This is a genomic window from Pseudomonas sp. LBUM1658 (genome assembly GCF_059716055.1).
In genome coordinates, this window is record NZ_CP166798.1 from 581,631 (window position 1) to 599,292 (window position 17,662).

The following is a 17,662-nucleotide window of genomic DNA, read 5'->3' on the forward strand; positions in this document are numbered from 1 at the left end:
GAGGACCCCGCCATGGCTTTCGAAGCAATGTTCCAACCGATCCAGATCGGCAAACTGACCATCCGCAACCGCGTGCTCAGCACCGCGCACGCCGAGGTCTACGCCACCGACGGCGGGATGACCACCGATCGGTATGTGAAGTACTACGAAGAGAAAGCCAAGGGCGGGATCGGCCTGGCGATTTGCGGCGGATCTTCCAGCGTGGCCATCGACAGCCCGCAAGGCTGGTGGAAGTCGGTCAACCTGGCCGACGACCGGATCATTCCGCATTTCCAGAATCTGGCCGATGCCATGCATAAGCATGGCGCCAAGATCATGATTCAGATTACCCACATGGGCCGTCGTTCGCGCTGGGATGGCGAGCATTGGCCAACCCTGCTATCGCCGTCGGGCATTCGTGAACCGGTGCACCGTGCGACCTGTAAAACCATCGAACCGGAAGAAATCTGGCGAGTGATCGGCAACTACGCCACCGCTGCCGGGCGGGCCAAGGCCGGTGGCCTGGATGGTGTTGAATTGTCGGCGGTGCACCAGCACATGATCGACCAGTTCTGGAGCCCGCGCGTCAACAAGCGTACCGACGAATGGGGCGGCAGCTTCGAGAACCGCATGCGTTTCGGCCTGGAAGTCCTCAAGGCGGTGCGCAAGGAAGTCGGTCCGGACTTCTGCGTCGGCATCCGTCTGTGCGGCGACGAGTTCCATCCCGATGGCCTGAGCCATGAGGACATGAAGCAGATCGCCAAGTACTACGACGACACTGGCATGGTCGACTTCATCGGGGTGGTCGGTTCGGGTTGTGACACCCACAACACCCTGGCCAACGTTATCCCGAACATGAGTTATCCACCGGAGCCGTTCCTGCACCTGGCCGCCGGTATCAAAGAAGTGGTCAAGGCCCCGGTGCTGCACGCGCAGAACATCAAGGACCCGAACCAGGCCACACGGATTCTGGAAGGCGGCTACGTCGACATGGTCGGCATGACTCGCGCCCACATCGCCGACCCGCACTTGATCGCCAAGATCAAGATGGGCCAGGTCGACCAGATCAAACAGTGCGTCGGCGCCAACTACTGCATCGACCGTCAGTACCAGGGCCTGGATGTGCTGTGCATCCAGAATGCCGCGACCTCCCGTGAATACATGGGCGTACCGCACATCATCGAGAAATCGACTGGTGTGAAACGCAAGGTGGTGGTGGTCGGTGCCGGTCCTGCCGGTCTGGAAGCCGCACGGGTATCTGCCGAGCGTGGCCACGACGTGACCCTGTTCGAGAAGAAAGACACCCTGGGCGGGCAAATCACTACCGCGTCGAAAGCCCCGCAACGGGACCAGATTGCCGGTATTACCCGCTGGTTCCAGCTGGAACTGGCGCGTTTGAAAGTGGATGTGCGCCTGGGCACCGCGGCCGATGCCGCGACCATTCTCGACCTGCGTCCGGATGTGGTGGTGCTCGCCAATGGCGGTCATCCATTCCTGGAGCAGAACGAACATTGGGGCGCCGCTGAAGGCCTGGTGGTCAGCAGCTGGGACGTGCTCGACGGCAAAGTCGCGCCGGGCAAGAACGTGCTGGTCTACGACACCATTTGTGAATTCACCGGGATGTCGGTCGCCGACTTCCTGGCCGACAAAGGCAGTCAGGTCGAAATCGTCACCGACGACATCAAGCCGGGCGTGGCCATCGGTGGTACGTCGTTCCCGACTTACTACCGCAGCATGTACCCCAAAGAAGTGATCATGACCGGCGACATGATGCTGGAGAAGGTCTACCGCGAAGGCGACAAGCTGATTGCGGTGCTGGAAAACGAATACACCGGCGCCAAAGAGGAGCGGGTGGTCGACCAGGTGGTGGTGGAAAACGGCGTGCGTCCTGACGAAGAAATCTACTACGCGCTGAAGGAAGGTTCGCGCAACAAGGGCCAGATGGACATCGAAGCCCTGTTCGCGATCAAACCACAGCCTTCGCTGAGCCAGGCGGGTGACGGCTACTTGCTGTTCCGCATCGGCGACTGCGTGGCCCAGCGCAACACCCACGCGGCGATCTACGACGCGCTGCGGTTGTGCAAGGATTTCTAAGCCTGGCGAACCCCCTGTGTAGGAGCTGCCGTAGGCTGCGATCTTTTGATCTTGATGTTTCGTGCGTCATGAAGTTCAAAAGATCGCAGCCTTCGGCAGCTCCTACGCCGACCGTGTTTTTCCGAGATGTACTGGTGGGAGCTTCACCATGTTAAACACCCTTCTTCCAATCCTGTTGTTCGCTGCCCTGGGCCTGGCTGTCCTCGGCGCGTTGCGGCGGGTGGCTATGTGGCGCCGGGGCCGGGCTTCGAAAGTCGACCTGCTCGGCGGCCTGTTCGCCATGCCCAAGCGTTACATGGTCGACTTGCACCATGTCGTCGCGCGGGACAAATACATCGCCAACACCCACGTCGCCACTGCTGGCGGTTTTGTGCTGGCGGCTGTGCTGGCGATTCTGGTCCACGGTTTCGGCCTGCATAATCGCATCCTCGGTTACGCCTTGCTGTTCGCCTCGGTGCTGATGTTTGTCGGCGCGGTCTTCGTTGCCCTGCGTCGGCGCAACCCGCCGGCACGGCTGTCAAAAGGCCCGTGGATGCGTCTGCCGAAAAGCCTGATGGCGTTTTCCGTCAGCTTCTTCCTGGTGACCTTGCCGGTGGCCGGGATTCTCCCTGCCGACTTCGGCGGCTGGCTGCTGGCCGCCGTGTTGGGTCTGGGTGTGCTGTGGGGCGTGTCGGAAATGTTCTTTGGCATGACCTGGGGCGGGCCGATGAAGCACGCCTTCGCCGGTGCTTTGCACCTGGCCTGGCACCGCCGCGCCGAACGCTTCGGCGGTGGTCGTTCCACCGGTTTGAAACCGCTGGACCTGAACGATCCAAACGCACCGCTGGGCGTAGAGAAACCCAAGGATTTCACCTGGAATCAGCTGCTCGGCTTCGACGCCTGCGTGCAGTGCGGTAAGTGCGAGGCCGCGTGCCCGGCGTTCGCCGCAGGCCAGCCGCTGAACCCGAAAAAGCTGATACAGGACATGGTCGTCGGCCTCGCCGGCGGCACCGACGCCAAATTCGCTGGCAGCCCGTATCCGGGCAAGGCCATTGGCGAACACGCGGGCAATCCGCATCAACCGATCGTCAATGGTCTGGTGGACGCTGAAACCCTGTGGTCCTGCACCACTTGTCGCGCTTGCGTCGAGGAGTGCCCGATGATGATCGAGCACGTCGATGCGATCGTCGACATGCGTCGTCACCTGACCCTGGAAAAAGGCGCCACACCGAACAAGGGCGCCGAAGTCCTGGAAAACCTGATTGCCACCGACAACCCTGGCGGTTTCGCTCCGGGCGGGCGGATGAACTGGGCGGCGGACTTGAACCTGAGCCTGCTCAGCGAGAAGAAAACCACCGACGTGCTGTTCTGGGTCGGCGACGGTGCGTTCGATATGCGCAACCAGCGCACCCTGCGCGCCTTCGTCAAAGTACTGAAAGCGGCCAAGGTCGACTTCGCGGTGCTGGGTCTCGAAGAGCGCGACAGCGGCGACGTGGCGCGACGCCTGGGTGATGAAGCGACCTTCCAGACCTTGGCCAAACGCAATATCCAGACCCTGGCCAAGTACAGCTTCAAGCGCATCGTCACCTGCGACCCCCACAGTTTCCATGTGTTGAAAAACGAATACGGCGCCTTCGACGGTAACTATGTGGTGCAGCACCACAGCACCTACATGGCGGAAATCATCGGTGCAGGGGCGCTCAACCTCGGCCAGCACAAAGGCAGCAGCGTGACCTATCACGATCCTTGCTACCTCGGCCGCTACAACGGCGAATACGAGGCGCCCCGTGAAGTGCTGCGGGCACTGGGGATCGAGATCAAGGAAATGCAACGCTCCGGTTTCCGCTCGCGCTGCTGCGGCGGCGGTGGCGGTGCGCCGATCACCGATATTCCCGGCAAGCAGCGGATCCCCGACATGCGCATGGAAGACATCCGCGAAACCGGCGCCGAGCTGGTGGCAGTGGGTTGCCCACAGTGCACCGCGATGCTGGAAGGCGTGGTCGAGCCACGGCCGCTGATCAAGGACATCGCCGAACTGGTAGCCGATGCGTTGCTCGAAGACGCAACGCCGGGAAAGCCATCGGCACCGGCCAAACGTGAACCTGCGGAGGTGCATTGATGAGCGATATTATCCGCCGCGACCCTCGCGCTGAATGGATCGCCCGCAACCGCCTGCACCCGCTGCATGCGGCCATGCAGCCGGTGCAACACAGCTGGATGGGACCTAACGGCATCATTCGCAAGAATCCCCACGGCATTGGCTTCATCGGCCCCAACGGCATCAAGCGCATCGACCGCAGCGGCGCCCAGCAGGGCGGTGCGGCCAAGCGTTCGGCCACGGTCGAAGTGCAATTGCCGCTGCATCAAGTGGTGCAACCGGCGTTCTACATCAGCGTCGTTCCGGATATGGTCGGCGGCCGCTTGAGCAGCCACGACCGCGACTTGCTGGGGCTGGCCCATCAATTGGCGGGCAAGGAGGGCGCGGTGCTGGCTGTGGTCTTTGGCGAGCACAAAGAAAACGCTTTCGCCACGGCTGGCGTCGACCGCTTGCTGGTGCTCGAAGGCGATGAATTCAGCGGTTATGCACCGGAACAGCGGGTCCAGGGACTGCGGTCTGTGGATAACCAGTTCAATCCGCGGCACTGGTTGTTGCCGGACAGTCGCAGCGGTGGTGGCGAATTGGGCCGGCGCTTTGCTGCTGCCCTGGGCGAACGCCCGGCGACTCGGGTCTGGCAGGTCAAGGGCGAGGAATGTATCGGCCGCGCCGGTGCCGGCCTGCAGGACCTGGCACGGCCGGTGGCACGCTTGATTCTGGCGGCTGCCGAGTGCGCCGAACCGGTCAGCGAAACCCGTCACGAAGCCTTGCCGGTGGAGTTATCCACAGCGGCTGCGCGCAGTTTGTCGCGTATCGAAGACCTCGGAGCGGTGGCGGTCGATCCGGCGGCGATTCCGATGGCCGAAGCCGAATTCATTTTCTCCGGTGGCAACGGGGTCAAGGACTGGCCGCTGTTCCACAAGACCGCAGCGGCCCTCGGCGCGACCGAAGGTGCTTCGCGGGTGGCGGTGGATGATGGCTTCATGGCTCGCGACCGTCAGGTCGGGGCCAGCGGCACCTGGGTCACGGCGCGGGTCTATGTCGCCGTGGGTATCTCCGGGGCGATCCAGCACCTGCAAGGCATCGGTGCCTGCGACAAGGTGGTGGCGATCAACCTTGACCCGGGTTGCGACATGATCAAACGCGCCGACCTGTCGGTGATCGGCGAGAGTGCAGAGATTCTTCAAGCCTTGATCGCGGCGGTAGAGGCTTACCGCAACGAAGCCAAGCGCGATGCGGCTTAAGGAAAGGACTTAGCTAATGAGTACCAATGTGATCAGTCTGGTGTCCATCGGCGCCCACCCGGCCTCCGGCCGCCCTCGGCGTGCCGAACAGGATGCCCGGGCGGTTGAGCTGGGTCTGCAACTGGCGGGAGACAAGCTGCAAGTGCTGCACGCCGGCGATATCGCCGAACCGGCGCTGCGGGCCTATCTGGGCATGGGCCTGGAGCAGCTGCACGTGCTGGAACAACCACAGGGCGCCGATGCGCTGCCGGCATTGACCGAGTATTTGCGCGGTGCCGGAGTTCAAGTGGTGCTCACCGGCAGCCAGGCAGAAACCGGTGAAGGTTCGGGCATGCTGCCGTTCCTCTTGGCCGAGAATCTGGGTTGGCCGCTGGTGGTAGGCCTGGCCCAGGTCGAGTCCATCAACGGTGGCGTGGCGCTGGTACTGCAAGCCTTGCCGCGGGGCCAGCGTCGACGCCTGAAAGTCCGTCTGCCGTTCCTCGCGACTGTGGATAACGCTGCGCCCAAGCCTCGGCAGAGCGCCTATGGCCCGGCGCGACGCGGGGTATTGCAGGCCGATGAAGTTGAAGTCGTCGACGATGAGCTGCTCGCAGTCGCAACGCTGCAACCGGCCAAGCCACGGCCAAAACGCTTGAAAGTGATCAAGTCCAAGAGCGGTGCTGATCGCATGAAAGCCGCGACGGCCAAGGCCAGTGGCGGCGGTGGGCAGGTGCTCAAAGGCGTAAGTGCCCAAGAGGGCGCCGAGGCGATCTTGAAGCTGCTGATCGAAGAGGGGGTGGTTCGCTAGTTCCGGGATTGTTTCCCGATTGTTGATTGACGGAGACCCGGTGTGCCAGGCCTGAGGAGACCCTAGCAGAACTGCTAGTGTTGGTTTCATCGGCTGTTTGTTAGGGTATTGAACAGGTGATGCCCGCTTGTCGTGAGCGGGGTTGACCACAGGTTCAGCCCGCGAAAAACGCATAACGCTGCGGGTCAATCAGGTCTGTATAAGGACGTTGTTGATGCCCGCATCCCGTAAAACTCAAGATCCTGCCCACCCTCCAGTTGCGGATATCGCGCTCTCGCGAACCTTGTTGCTGGCTCCCGATCTGCAGCAAAGCATCCTCGCCGAACTGGACCGTAGCGGGCCGAACCGTCTTGCTTATACCGCCTATGGGTCGCAAAGCGGCCAGCGTACAGCGGGTAGCCACCTGGGATTCAATGGACAGCTTAGAGAGCGTCATACTGGTTGGTATCACCTCGGGAATGGTCATCGTGTGTATAACCCGGTGCTGATGCGGTTTCACAGCCCGGATCGGTTGAGTCCGTTTGGTAAGGGGGGCGTCAATGCCTACGCATACTGTGGTGGCTCTCCCATGAATCGGGTTGATCCCTCCGGAGCGTGGTGGGTTTCGGTCGTAGGGCAGGCTATAGGCACTGCTGTGGGTGGGCTTTTTACATTCGCAGCGATGACCAGAACGGCAAATGCAGTTGTACACCGCCTAGCACCGGCTTTCAGTACACGGTTGTCCAACGTATTGAGTTTTTATGGCGGCGTTTCGGCCGTCGGCGCTCGTCCACTAGGAATTCCTGCTGCTCTATCCGCAGCAATACCCAATCTAATGCAGACTACCTCCGTCGGGGGCAATGCTGTCAGCCAGGGTTTAACCTTCGCAGGTGGGTCCATCTCGAACTTCAATTTGGCTCGGACAACGCTGACAAAAGCTCGCGAAACGGGTCAATCCTTAGGGCGGGTGGCTTTTGAAACAGTCAAGGAGGTCACTGGCTACAACTTGGTCCGAGGGCAGCTTATAGGTCAGGTTCCGCATAGGATCCCTACTCCAGACGTGCCTTTGGAAAGCATCGCAGTGGTATCTCGCAACGACATAAGAGCTCCAGAGCTAAACCGCAGGGATCCCTATTCGATCCATATTTAGCATGTGCTCGGGACTAGTTATCTACAATCTCTGTTAGCACTTCTGTGGATAAGATGTTCGCGCTTCTCTGCACACCACGGCAATCAACCCTCTCAGCCCTCTGTACGAAAATCGACCAGCTTAACTTCCCGTTTTTCCGAGCTTTTTCCTGTGGATAAGGAAATCCACAGGCTTTCTTCCGGTGAATACTTGCCCCCAAAGTCTGTTGGCGGTTCTGTGGATAAGATGTTCGCTATCACCTGTAGCCCAAGTAAAACGTCGCTTTCAGAGATTTGATTAAAAAACGACCAATCAGGCCTTTTTACCTCCAGAACACCATTGAAACCTAGATTTTTCGCGGCTCGCAGCGTTTTTCCACAAGCAAAAGCGATTTATCCAAAGTTGCCCCCAAAGTCTGTTGGCGCTTCTGTGGATAAGGTGTTTGCCTTCCTCTACAGGCCACGTTCTGCGTGGCTTTGCGCGATATGATCAAAAAACAGCCAGTTCCTGGTAAAAACCCTGCTTTTGGATAAGTCACGGATTTTCTTCGGTTTGTGTGAATAAAATAGAGGGTGAATCTCGACTTGCCCACATTAACTGTGGGTGGCTCTGTGGATAACTTGTTGGCGAAGCGTCAGGAGCTGTGCTGCGTATAGGCTCGGCAGCGATAGATCATATTTCGTACAGTTCTAAGGCCCGGGGTGTTCCAAAAAGATCGCAGCCTGCGGCAGCTCCTACAGGTTTTGCATATCACCTGTTATCTCAAAGGTGAACTGGCTTGGCGTAGGAGCTGCCGCAGGCTGCGATCTTGGCGATTTGGCACGCGCCGCAAACCCCTGGTTTGTACCGGGCAAGCTCGCTACCACAAGGTCAATGTCCGGCCGCAATATTGTGACCGTTCGATATCCCTGTGAGAGCGGGCTCGCCCGCGAAGCTTTTACTGCGCCGCGACGCCCTTGAGGTAGGCCGGAGCCTCGGCGCCCAGGTTGTTCAGCAGACGCTCGCTGTACCAGTCCACGAAGTTCACCACACCGAACTCATAGGTCTTGGAGTACGGACCTGGCTGATAGGCGGTGGAGTTGATACCTCGCTGGTTTTCTTCGGCCAGACGACGGTCCTGATCGTTGGTCGCATCCCAGACCTGACGCATGCGCTCGACGTCGTAATCCACACCCTCGACCGCGTCCTTGTGCACGACCCACTTGGTGGTGACCATGGTTTCCTGGGCGCTGATCGGCCACACAGTAAAGACGATGATGTGATCGCCCATGCAGTGGTTCCAGGAGTGCGGCAGGTGCAGGATGCGCATCGATCCCAGGTCCGGGTTCTGAATACGGCCCATGAGTTTTTTGCAGCCTTGCTTGCCATCGATGGTCATCGATACGGCGCCCTTGAGCAGCGGCATGCGCACGATGCGGTTACGCAGGCCAAAACTGGCATGAGCGTAAGGAATCTTCTCGGCTTCCCAGGAGGCAGCGGAGGCGGCCACGTGGTCCTTGAACGCCTGGTCGGCGCGTGGGTCGGTGACGTCGTCCCATTCCAGCAGGGTTTTCAGCAGTTCCGGGTGCGCGGCGTTGCAGTGGTAGCACTCGCGGTTGTTTTCCAGCACCAGCTTCCAGTTGGCTTTTTCGAACAAGGTGGTCTGAATCGCCACCTTGGTGTTCTCCATGTCGTACGGTTCCATGTAATGGTTCAGCGTCGACAGGAAGTCATCAATGGCCGGTGGGTTCTGCGCCAGGCTGATAAAGATGTAACCGCCGGCCGTCTTCACGTTCACCGGCTTGAGGCCGTACTGCTTCATGTCGAAGTCGGCGCCCATCTCGGTGCCGGCGAACAGCAGGCGCCCGTCCAGCTCGTAGGTCCACTGGTGGTAGTGGCAAACCAGCTTGGCGACCTTGCCTTTTTCGCTGGTGCACAGCCGTGAACCGCGGTGGCGGCAGACGTTGTGGAACGCATGCACCTGACCTTCGGCGCCACGAATGACGATGATCGGGTTCTTGCCGATCTGCAGGGTAAGGAAGTTGCCCTTGGTCGGGATCTCGCAGGTCATGCCGGCGATCAACCACTCTTTCTGGAAGATTTCCTGCATATCGATATCGAACAACCGCTCATCAGAGTAAAACGGCTGCGGCAGAGAGAAAGTCCGCTCGCGGCTTTGCAGCATCTCTGCGGTGGCCTTGCGTGCGGGTTCCAGCGGATCGCCCAAGCTCAGGGTTGCGGTGACGTCCATCGTTTAAGTCCTCATGGCCATTCTGTGTGGCCGGCGAAAGTGGCTAATCAGGGTTGCGACGCAAGGCGTAAATAAAGTGTCTTTATGTGGCATCGAGTGTGCGGTCGCGCGCGTCCGGAACCTTATCCATGGGCGACATGGCCCAATCTGTTCCCGACGCGCAAGCCCCGGTGGTTGGGGGCTGGTCGCGATAAGTATGTGAATGTCGTAGATAGGTAAGTGGTCGCACTGCGCCTTACGCAGAATTGACAACATGAGGCCGACAGTCGGCCGTGGAGACCCGCATGTCCAACAGCTTCCTGAACCCGGTAACAACCCAGACCTGGGCCAATGGTCGGCACATCGTCCGTTGCGTCAAAGTCATCCAGGAAACCTGGGACGTGCGCACCTTTTGTTTCATGGCCGATCAGCCCATCCTGTTCTTCTTCAAGCCCGGGCAGTTCGTCACCCTGGAGCTGGAAATCGACGGTGTGCCGACCATGCGCTCCTATACCATTTCCAGCTCGCCTTCGGTACCTTACAGTTTTTCCGTGACCATCAAGCGTGTGCCCGGCGGCAAGGTTTCGAACTGGTTGCACGACACCTTGCATGAAGGCCAGGAGCTGGCGGTGCACGGCCCGGTCGGGCTGTTCAACGCCATGGACTTCACCGCGCCGAAAGTGCTCTACCTCAGTGGCGGCGTCGGTATCACCCCGGTGATGTCCATGGCCCGCTGGTTCTACGACACCAACGGCAATGTCGACATGGTGTTTATCCACAGCGCCCGCTCGCCCAAAGACATCATTTATCACCGCGAGCTGGAACATATGGCATCGCGAATCGACAACTTCAGCCTGCACCTGATCTGCGAGAAACATGGTCTGGGCGAGCCCTGGGCCGGTTATCGCGGTTACCTGAACCAGAAGATGCTCGAGTTGATGGCGCCGGACTTCCTTGAGCGCGAAGTGTTCTGCTGCGGCCCGACGCCGTACATGAACGCGGTCAAACGCATGCTCGAAGCCAACGGCTTCGACATGTCGCGTTATCACGAAGAATCCTTCGGCGCGACTCCGCCGGAAGCGCGGGCCGATGCGGTGGAACAAGCCGAACAGGCAGCCGACGCCCCGGAAATCGACGTGGCCGACCTGCATCAGGTGGAATTCACTGCCTCCGGCAAAAGCATTCGCGTCGCACCGGGCGAAACCGTCCATGCCGCCGCCGCCAAGCTTGGCCTGTTGATTCCCAAAGCCTGCGGTATGGGCATCTGCGGCACCTGCAAGGTGATGAAACTCGGCGGAGAAGTCGAAATGGAGCACAACGGCGGGATTACCGAAGAGGACGAGGCCGAAGGTTTTATTCTCTCGTGCTGCAGCGTGCCGAAGGGTGATGTACGGATCGAATTCTGATGTGAGGGCATAAAGACTGGGCTGACAGGTGCTTAAAGGGTGAAGATGGTCGGGTTTTTCAGGCAATGGCGTCGCTAAGGCGAACTTGTCTGGCTTTTCCCGATCAGTTCTTTACCCACTCAGCTGAAGGAGCCCTGCATTTTGTCCAAGTTCAGGACCGCGTTACTGCTTGGAACGCTGCTGATCTTCGGCAGCGGCGAAATGGAGGCGGCAACGACCCCGACCGTTGCCCCACCACCGGAAAAACCGGAACTGTTGGTCGAGGGCGGGTTGCTCGGGGCAATCAGTTCAAGCATCGATGAAGTCCAGGACCAACTCGACCTCAATGAGGACTTGGTGGACGCTTGGCGCCTGCGGGCCGATCGGGCCGTGAGTGAGGTGGACCGGCTGGTCAACCAGCCCTCGTCGCGTTCGACCTGGAGTCTGGTCGGTGATTTCCTGTTGTTGTCCGGTGTGTGGGCCGGCGCTTTTGCGCTTCTCAGCCTGCTCGGCGGCATGTTCGTCAAGCGCCTCAACCAGCATCGATGGCTGAGTACCCGTGCGCGCAGCCGGGCGCTGCTCCGCTACCTGCTGCCGTACACCTTGCCGGCCGTTATCTGCCTGCCATTGATGCTGTTCGTCAGCCACTTTCTGCAAGCCTCGATCGGCAAGGCGCTGGCATTGTGTTTTGCCTACGCCACCAGCAGCGGTATTTTCTCGACCTCGGCATTGCTGTGTCTGATCGTGATGTTCAACGTCGGACACAAGCGCCCGGCCGTGCGTATCATCCGTGGCTATTCGGCGCTGCCGTTGTTCCTGATCGGCTTTTTCGCCGCGCTGAGCGATGCCCTGACCAGCCCGCAGATCGCCCGTCAGGTAGGCGGCAATATCACCAGCAGCGTCGCGGTGTTCACCGGGTTTTTCGCTTCGATAATCTTCGGTGTGCTGGTGATCCGTCTGCGTCGCCCGGTCGCCCATCTGATTCGCAATCGATCGCTGTCCCAGCGTATGAAGCAGCCGGCGTTACAGGAGTCGTTACGGATTTTTTCCGGGCTCTGGTACTGGCCGATCCTGCTGATGGTGCTGGTCTCGGCAATCAACGTGATCGGCGCCGGTGAAGACAGCCAGAAGGCGCTGCGCTGTGCGTTGATGACCACCGTACTGCTGATCGCCATGGTGTTCTTGAGCACCTTGCTCCAGCATTTGTTCAAACCTCGCAGTGCCTCGACTGTTCAGCGAATCAGCGCTTACAGGGAGCGATTCCTCAGCCTGTTGCATGCGTTGCTGAGGATTGTCCTGGCCATCGCGTTCATCGAAGCGCTGGGGCGGATCTGGGGCGTGTCATTGTTCGAGTTCGCTGAGCGCAATTCGATGGGCCGCGCCATCAGTGACTCGTTGAGCAGCATCGGGTTGATCCTGCTGGTGACCTGGCTGTTGTGGGTGGTACTCGATACGGCGATTCAGGAGGCTTTGAAACCACCGGTCAGCAAGCGCTCGGCGCGTCAGCCGAGCACACGGGTGAAAACCATCCTGCCGCTGCTGCGCAACGCGATCAAAATCATTCTGGTGGTGATCTGTGCGATCACCACCATGGCCAACCTGGGGATTAACGTCGCGCCACTGCTGGCCGGTGCCGGGGTGGTCGGGCTGGCGATCGGGTTCGGTTCGCAGCAATTGGTGCAGGACGTGATCACCGGGCTGTTCATCATCATCGAAGACACGCTGTCGATTGGCGATTGGGTGGTGCTCGATTCCGGCCACGCCGGCACGGTCGAGGGCCTGACCATTCGCACCCTGCGTCTGCGTGATGGCAAGGGTTTCGTGCATTCGGTGCCGTTCGGTCAGATCAAGGCGGTCACCAACCAGTCGCGGCAGTTCGCCTATGCGTTCTTCTCGGTGCAGTTCAACTACGATACCGATGTCGACAAAGCTATTGAACTGATCCATGAGGCAGGGCGTTCCATCAGTGAAGATCCATTCCTCAAATACAATCTGCAAGGGCCGCTGGAGGTATTCGGCGTGGACAAGATGGACCTCAACGGCGTGGTGCTGACCGCGCAGTTCCGCACGGTGTCGGGTGGACAATACGTGGTGAACCGGGCATTCAACCAGCGCCTGAAAAAGCTTGTGGATAACAGCCCTTGGGTGCATTTCGCGCAAACTTATCCACAGCAGGTTTTGCTGCCGGTCCGAGGCGGGCAAGTGGATGAGCCTGAGGTTGAGGGGCCGCCGGCGGACAGTCATACGCTGTTGCTGCCGGATCGGCCAAGCACGCAATAATCAGGACTGCGCAACACCTGTGGGAGCGGGCTTGCCCAATTGCCAGTCAGTTAAGTCAAAGCTGCGACCCTGTAGGAGCGATGTTGTTCTCAGGTGCGATGCTGGATCAGTTTGTTGCGCAGTTCAGCACTGGCCTGTTGCTCCAGTTCCAGCCAGTAGTACTGCTTGCCGGCAATTTCCGCTGCAGCGGGCAGGCCGTCGCGGTATACCAGCCGATTGCTGGCCAGCGCCGGGACTTTGTTGCCTGGCAGCAGCGTGCCAGCGAGGTTCAATGGATCGACACCGCAGACTCCGATCAGGCTGCCGTCATTGGGCCGTCGACGCACTTCACGCAACAGAGGAATCGCCTCTGGCAACGCGAATTGCTCGCCCGCCAGGCCACTGACAAAACGCCCACCGCGAATCTCGCCTCTGGCCTCCAGTCGATGGAAGGTGCGCAGCAGCTCGCGCCAGCTGGGCAGCCAGTCTGCCTCTCGCTCCAGCAGGCGCCAGAACACCACGCCATAACGCCGCAGCAAGGTCATTGCGACATGCTCCAGGGTCGCCGCGGGCGTTTGCCCGGGACGAGTGACTTCGCTCACCGCAGTCGGCGTTGGACGACGTAACAGGGCCCAGCGCCCGGCATCGTCCATGCCGCCGATAAACGCCCCGCGTCCACGACGACCGCTGCGGGCCTGGCGTTTGCTGGCCGGAGTAATCAGCGCGCGCAGCCCGGCGAAGCTATCGGCATTCACCAAACCGGCGCCCACCAGTTCCTGCAATGCGCTTTCCAGTTCGCTGCGCAGCAGATGGGCTTCGTGCAGCAGTTCGTCGAAAAACAACGCGCCATGTTGACTCAAGGCCTGGTGGACTTTTTGGGTTTTTGGCGACAACTCGCTGTTGTCGGTCTGCTCAGTCAAACTGCTCCAGAGCGCCACCTGGCTACGCGGCAGCAACACGATCGGAGTACTGCGCAGCGCCGCACTCGCCGGTTTGTTGTGGGCAGTCAAACGGCTCCAGACCAGTTTGCCGCTGCGGCACAGGTCATCCAGCCAACTGGCGCTATAACCCTTGAGCCGGGCCGGCAGAATATCGCTGTCCCAGGCCGAGGCCGCCGCCGGATAGCCTTCGAACTGGCTGACGATTTCTGGCAAAACGGCACTGCCCTGGCCCTGGGTCGCATTGGACACATGCTGCCAGTCGAATAGAAACCGCATGAAATCCTGCAATGCCACCGGTTCGATTTCCCGGCGCAGGCGTCTGATCGTGTAGCGATGAATGCGCGCGAGCAAATGTCGCTCGCACCATTGTTCCTGGGTGACGCCGGGGCTGAAGTGTCCGCGCAGCACGTATCCTTCACCTTCCAGTTGCGCCAGGGCCTGAGTGATGCGGGCCGGCGGCAATGCCAGTGGTTCGGCGATCTCGCTTAATGGCAGCGGCCCGAACCCGCTGAGTCGGGCGCGGAGCACTTCCACCAATGCTTCATCGACATCCCAGGCTTCATCGAAGCCGGGCAAGGCCTGTAACTCGGGGTGTAACGTGGCCTCAGGGTAGAGCGCCCGCAGCAGCGTCAGCCGCTCCAGTGACAGCCATAACGACTGCTTGGCATTGATCTGCAAGCGGCTGGCGCGGCCCGTGTCGGCCAGTGCCTGCAGCCAGGTCAGCCACTGCTCATTGGCTTGCGCCTCGGCATCAGTGATGCACGCCAGGCTCATCAGCGCTTCGTGCATTTCATCGACACCGGTGGGTGCCGGCCAGGCCTCGTCGCGCACCGCTTGAATCGCCTCGGTATCCAGGGCACCGAGGTCATCGGTCGATTGCGGATCGCTCCAACGCCGGTTGAGCACGGCCTGGGTGCGCCGTTCCTCCAGCGGTGCGTCATCGAGAAAGGTATAGGGCCGAGCGCTCAAAATCTCCGCGGCCAGGGGCGAGGGGGCCGGCAGGTCGCGGCTGATCAGCCGGACTTCGCCGTTCTCCATCCGTCGCAGCAAGGCGAGCCAGCCTTCGCTGTCCATTGCCTCGTGCAAGCAATCGTCGAGAGTTTGTTCTACCAGCGGATGCTCGGGAATTTCCCGTTCCCCGGCGAGGTTTTCCAGGCAGGCGATCTGATCGGGGAATACGCTGGCGATCAGGTCTTCGCTTTTCATTCGCTGGATCTGCGGCGGGACTTTGCGTCCGCCGCTATAGCGTGGGAGCGCTAGCGCGACTCCGGCATTCCAGCGCCAGCGCACGCCGAACAGCGGCGCCTCCAGCACGGCTTGAGTCAAGATGTGCTCGGCGCTGTTGCTGTTGAGGTAGTGCCAGACCTCCTCCAGCTCAAAGCTGTGGCCGCTGGACAGCGACAACACGATGGCGTCCTCGCTGGCGGCGGCCTGCAACTCGAAGTTGAAGGTGCGGCAAAAACGCTTGCGCAGCGCCAGGCCCCAGGCGCGATTAATCCGACTGCCGAACGGGCTGTGGATGATCAGCTGGGTACCGCCGGACTCATCGAAAAACCGCTCCATGATCAGCGTGTCCCGGGACGGCAAGGCGCCCAGGGTCGTACGTGCACGCGCGAGGTATTCCACCAACTGCTCGGCGCTGGCGACATTCAGGGCGAGGCTGTCGGTCAACCAGTCGAGGCTGCTCTGTAAATCGCCGGGCTTGGCGCTGAGCATTTCATCGAGGTGGGCTTGCAAGCGCGCCACGGCGAACGACAGCTCCGCACTGCGTCCCGGCGCTTCGCCGAGCCAGAAGGGAATGGTCGGTGGTTGTCCCTGAGCGTCTTCGACCCGAACCTTGCCGGTTTCGACCCGCAGGATCCGGTACGAGGTATTACCCAGCTGGAAGATATCGCCAGCGATGCTTTCAACGGCAAAGTCCTCGTTGACGCTGCCGATGTTCAGGCTCTGGGGCTCCAGCAGTACGCTGTAGTCAGCATTGTCCGGGATGGTTCCGCCGCTGGTCACGGCGGTCAGCTTGCTGCCGCGCCGGCCACGCAGGGTGCGGGTCAGCGCATCGCGATGCAGGTAGGCACTGCGGATGCCCTGCCGACTGTTGTAGCCCTCGGCGAGCATCCGCAAGATGGCCTGGTAGTGCTCTTCATCAAGATCGGCATAGGGCCAGGCACGGCGGATCATCTCCAGCAGCGGTTGCTCCTGCCATTCCTGGCAGCTGACCTCGGCAACGATTTGCTGAGCCAGAACATCCAACGGTGCGGTGGGGATCAACAGGGTGTCGAGTTCACCACGGCGCACGCAGTCGAGCAGGGCCGTGCATTCGATCAGGTCATCGCGGGTGGTGGCAAACAACCGCCCCTTGGGGGTGCCGCCGACCTGGTGCCCGGAGCGACCGACCCGTTGCAGGAAGGCGGCGATCGAACGTGGCGAACCGATCTGACAGACCAGATCGACATCGCCGATATCGATGCCCAGTTCCAGCGACGCGGTGGCGATCAGCACTTGCAAGTCGCCGCGCTTGAGCCGTTGTTCGGCGTCCAGGCGGAACTCCTTGGCCAGGCTGCCGTGGTGGGCCGCCACCGCCTGTTTGCCGAGGCGTTCGCTCAAGTGCCGGCTCAGGCGTTCGGCCAGGCGCCGGGTGTTGACGAAAATCAGCGTGGTCCGGTGTTCGCGGGCGAGCGCGGCGAGGCGGTCATACACCAATTCCCAGACGTCATTGGCCATCACTGCCGACAACGGCACCGGCGGCACCTCGATGGCCAGATCCCGGGGGCGGGCGTGGCCAATGTCGACAATCTCGCAAGGACGCTCGCGCCCCACCAGAAAGCGCGACACCGTTTCGATGGGTTTTTGCGTGGCCGACAGGCCGATGCGCATCAAGGGTTCGCCACACAGCGCCTGCAAACGTTCCAGGCTCAAGGCCAGATGACTGCCGCGCTTGCTGCCAGCGATCGCGTGAATTTCGTCGACGATTAACGTGCGCACGCTGCCGAGCATGCGTCGGCCGGAGTCCGAACCGAGTAATACGTACAACGATTCCGGGGTCGTCACCAGAATATGCGGCGCACTTTTGCGCATTGCCGTGCGGTCTTTTTGCGGGGTGTCGCCGGTACGCACTGCGGTGTTGATCTGCAATTGAGGCAAACCCATGCGCCGCAATTGCTCGGTAATCCCCGCCAGCGGGTTTTGCAGGTTGATCTGAATGTCGTTGGACAGCGCCTTGAGCGGTGAGACGTAGACCACCAGCGTCTCGTCCGGCAGTTGGCCGCCGTGCTCCAGTGCGCGATGGACCAGGTCATCCAGCACCGCGAGAAACGCGGTAAGGGTTTTCCCCGAGCCGGTGGGCGCGGCGACCAGAGTCGAGCGGCGCTGGCGGATCAACGGCCACGCCCGGGCCTGGGCGGCGGTGACCGACGGGAAAGTTGCGTTGAACCAGGCGCTGACGGCGGGGTGAAAGCCCGTCAGGGCGTTGTCCGCTGATTCGGGAAGATTCATGCAGAGATTTATGCGGCCGATGGGCAGAACTTGCAACCCTAAGGCTAGAGAGTCCCGTAGCCGGGATGCTCTGCAGCACTTTATAAGTGA

At 60.8% G+C, this 17,662-nt stretch carries 10 protein-coding genes; 7 read left to right on the forward strand and 3 right to left on the reverse strand.

Annotated elements, in window-relative coordinates:
• The first annotated feature begins 12 nt into the window (after positions 1-12).
• The 4 genes from dgcA to etfB all read left to right on the forward strand — a co-directional run bounded on the left by dgcA (position 13) and on the right by etfB (position 6,178).
• Positions 13-2,073 (forward strand): dimethylglycine demethylation protein DgcA, encoded by a 2,061-nt coding sequence (dgcA, locus tag ACA064_RS02620; protein WP_497672000.1) that lies wholly within the window; start codon positions 13-15, stop codon positions 2,071-2,073.
• Positions 2,074-2,221: 148 nt separating this feature from the next.
• Positions 2,222-4,171: a dimethylglycine demethylation protein DgcB gene (dgcB, locus tag ACA064_RS02625; protein ID WP_497672001.1), complete on the forward strand. Its 1,950-nt coding sequence runs from the start codon at positions 2,222-2,224 to the stop codon at positions 4,169-4,171.
• Positions 4,171-5,391: an electron transfer flavoprotein subunit alpha gene (etfA, locus tag ACA064_RS02630; RefSeq protein WP_497672002.1), complete on the forward strand. Its 1,221-nt coding sequence runs from the start codon at positions 4,171-4,173 to the stop codon at positions 5,389-5,391. The genes dgcB and etfA overlap by 1 nt, the downstream gene beginning before the upstream one ends.
• Before the next feature lie 16 nt (positions 5,392-5,407).
• A complete protein-coding gene (etfB, locus tag ACA064_RS02635) occupies positions 5,408-6,178 on the forward strand; it encodes an electron transfer flavoprotein subunit beta (RefSeq protein ID WP_497672003.1) in 771 nt (256 codons plus the stop codon).
• A 154-nt stretch (positions 6,179-6,332) separates the two neighbouring features.
• On the opposite strand, the gene ACA064_RS02640 is transcribed toward etfB, so the two are convergent.
• On the reverse strand, positions 6,333-6,644 hold the full coding sequence (locus ACA064_RS02640; RefSeq protein ID WP_497674366.1) for a hypothetical protein: 312 nt from the start codon (positions 6,642-6,644) through the stop codon (positions 6,333-6,335).
• On the opposite strand from ACA064_RS02640, the gene ACA064_RS02645 reads away from it, so the two are divergent.
• Complete coding sequence (locus ACA064_RS02645) at positions 6,582-7,307, forward strand: RHS repeat-associated core domain-containing protein (RefSeq protein ID WP_497674160.1); 726 nt, start codon at positions 6,582-6,584, stop codon at positions 7,305-7,307. The two genes, ACA064_RS02640 and ACA064_RS02645, sit on opposite strands and share 63 nt — an antisense overlap.
• A 916-nt stretch (positions 7,308-8,223) precedes the next feature.
• On the opposite strand, the gene gbca is transcribed toward ACA064_RS02645, so the two are convergent.
• Positions 8,224-9,516: a glycine betaine monooxygenase oxygenase subunit gene (gene gbca / locus ACA064_RS02650; RefSeq protein WP_497672004.1), complete on the reverse strand. Its 1,293-nt coding sequence runs from the start codon at positions 9,514-9,516 to the stop codon at positions 8,224-8,226.
• Positions 9,517-9,800: 284 nt separating this feature from the next.
• Here gbca and gbcB point away from each other — a divergent pair, with 284 nt between their 5' ends.
• Entirely contained in the window at positions 9,801-10,901 is a 1,101-nt protein-coding gene (gene gbcB / locus ACA064_RS02655) for a glycine betaine monooxygenase reductase subunit (RefSeq protein WP_497672005.1), read from the forward strand.
• A 141-nt stretch (positions 10,902-11,042) separates the two neighbouring features.
• Positions 11,043-13,160 (forward strand): mechanosensitive ion channel family protein, encoded by a 2,118-nt coding sequence (locus tag ACA064_RS02660; RefSeq protein ID WP_497672006.1) that lies wholly within the window; start codon positions 11,043-11,045, stop codon positions 13,158-13,160.
• An 89-nt stretch (positions 13,161-13,249) separates the two neighbouring features.
• Here ACA064_RS02660 and ACA064_RS02665 read toward each other — a convergent pair whose 3' ends face one another.
• On the reverse strand, positions 13,250-17,572 hold the full coding sequence (locus tag ACA064_RS02665) for a DEAD/DEAH box helicase (RefSeq protein WP_497672007.1): 4,323 nt from the start codon (positions 17,570-17,572) through the stop codon (positions 13,250-13,252).
• Positions 17,573-17,662: the final 90 nt, after the last annotated feature.

Coding starts and splice junctions, on each gene's coding strand:
- dgcA (WP_497672000.1), top strand. CDS start 13: ATGGCTTTCGAAGCAATGTTCCAACCGATCCAGATCGGCAAACTGACC.
- etfA (WP_497672002.1), top strand. CDS start 4,171: ATGAGCGATATTATCCGCCGCGACCCTCGCGCTGAATGGATCGCCCGC.
- gbca (WP_497672004.1), bottom strand. CDS start 9,516: ATGGACGTCACCGCAACCCTGAGCTTGGGCGATCCGCTGGAACCCGCA.
- ACA064_RS02665 (WP_497672007.1), bottom strand. CDS start 17,572: ATGAATCTTCCCGAATCAGCGGACAACGCCCTGACGGGCTTTCACCCC.
- gbcB (WP_497672005.1), top strand. CDS start 9,801: ATGTCCAACAGCTTCCTGAACCCGGTAACAACCCAGACCTGGGCCAAT.
- ACA064_RS02640 (WP_497674366.1), bottom strand. CDS start 6,644: ATGACCATTCCCGAGGTGATACCAACCAGTATGACGCTCTCTAAGCTG.
- dgcB (WP_497672001.1), top strand. CDS start 2,222: ATGTTAAACACCCTTCTTCCAATCCTGTTGTTCGCTGCCCTGGGCCTG.
- etfB (WP_497672003.1), top strand. CDS start 5,408: ATGAGTACCAATGTGATCAGTCTGGTGTCCATCGGCGCCCACCCGGCC.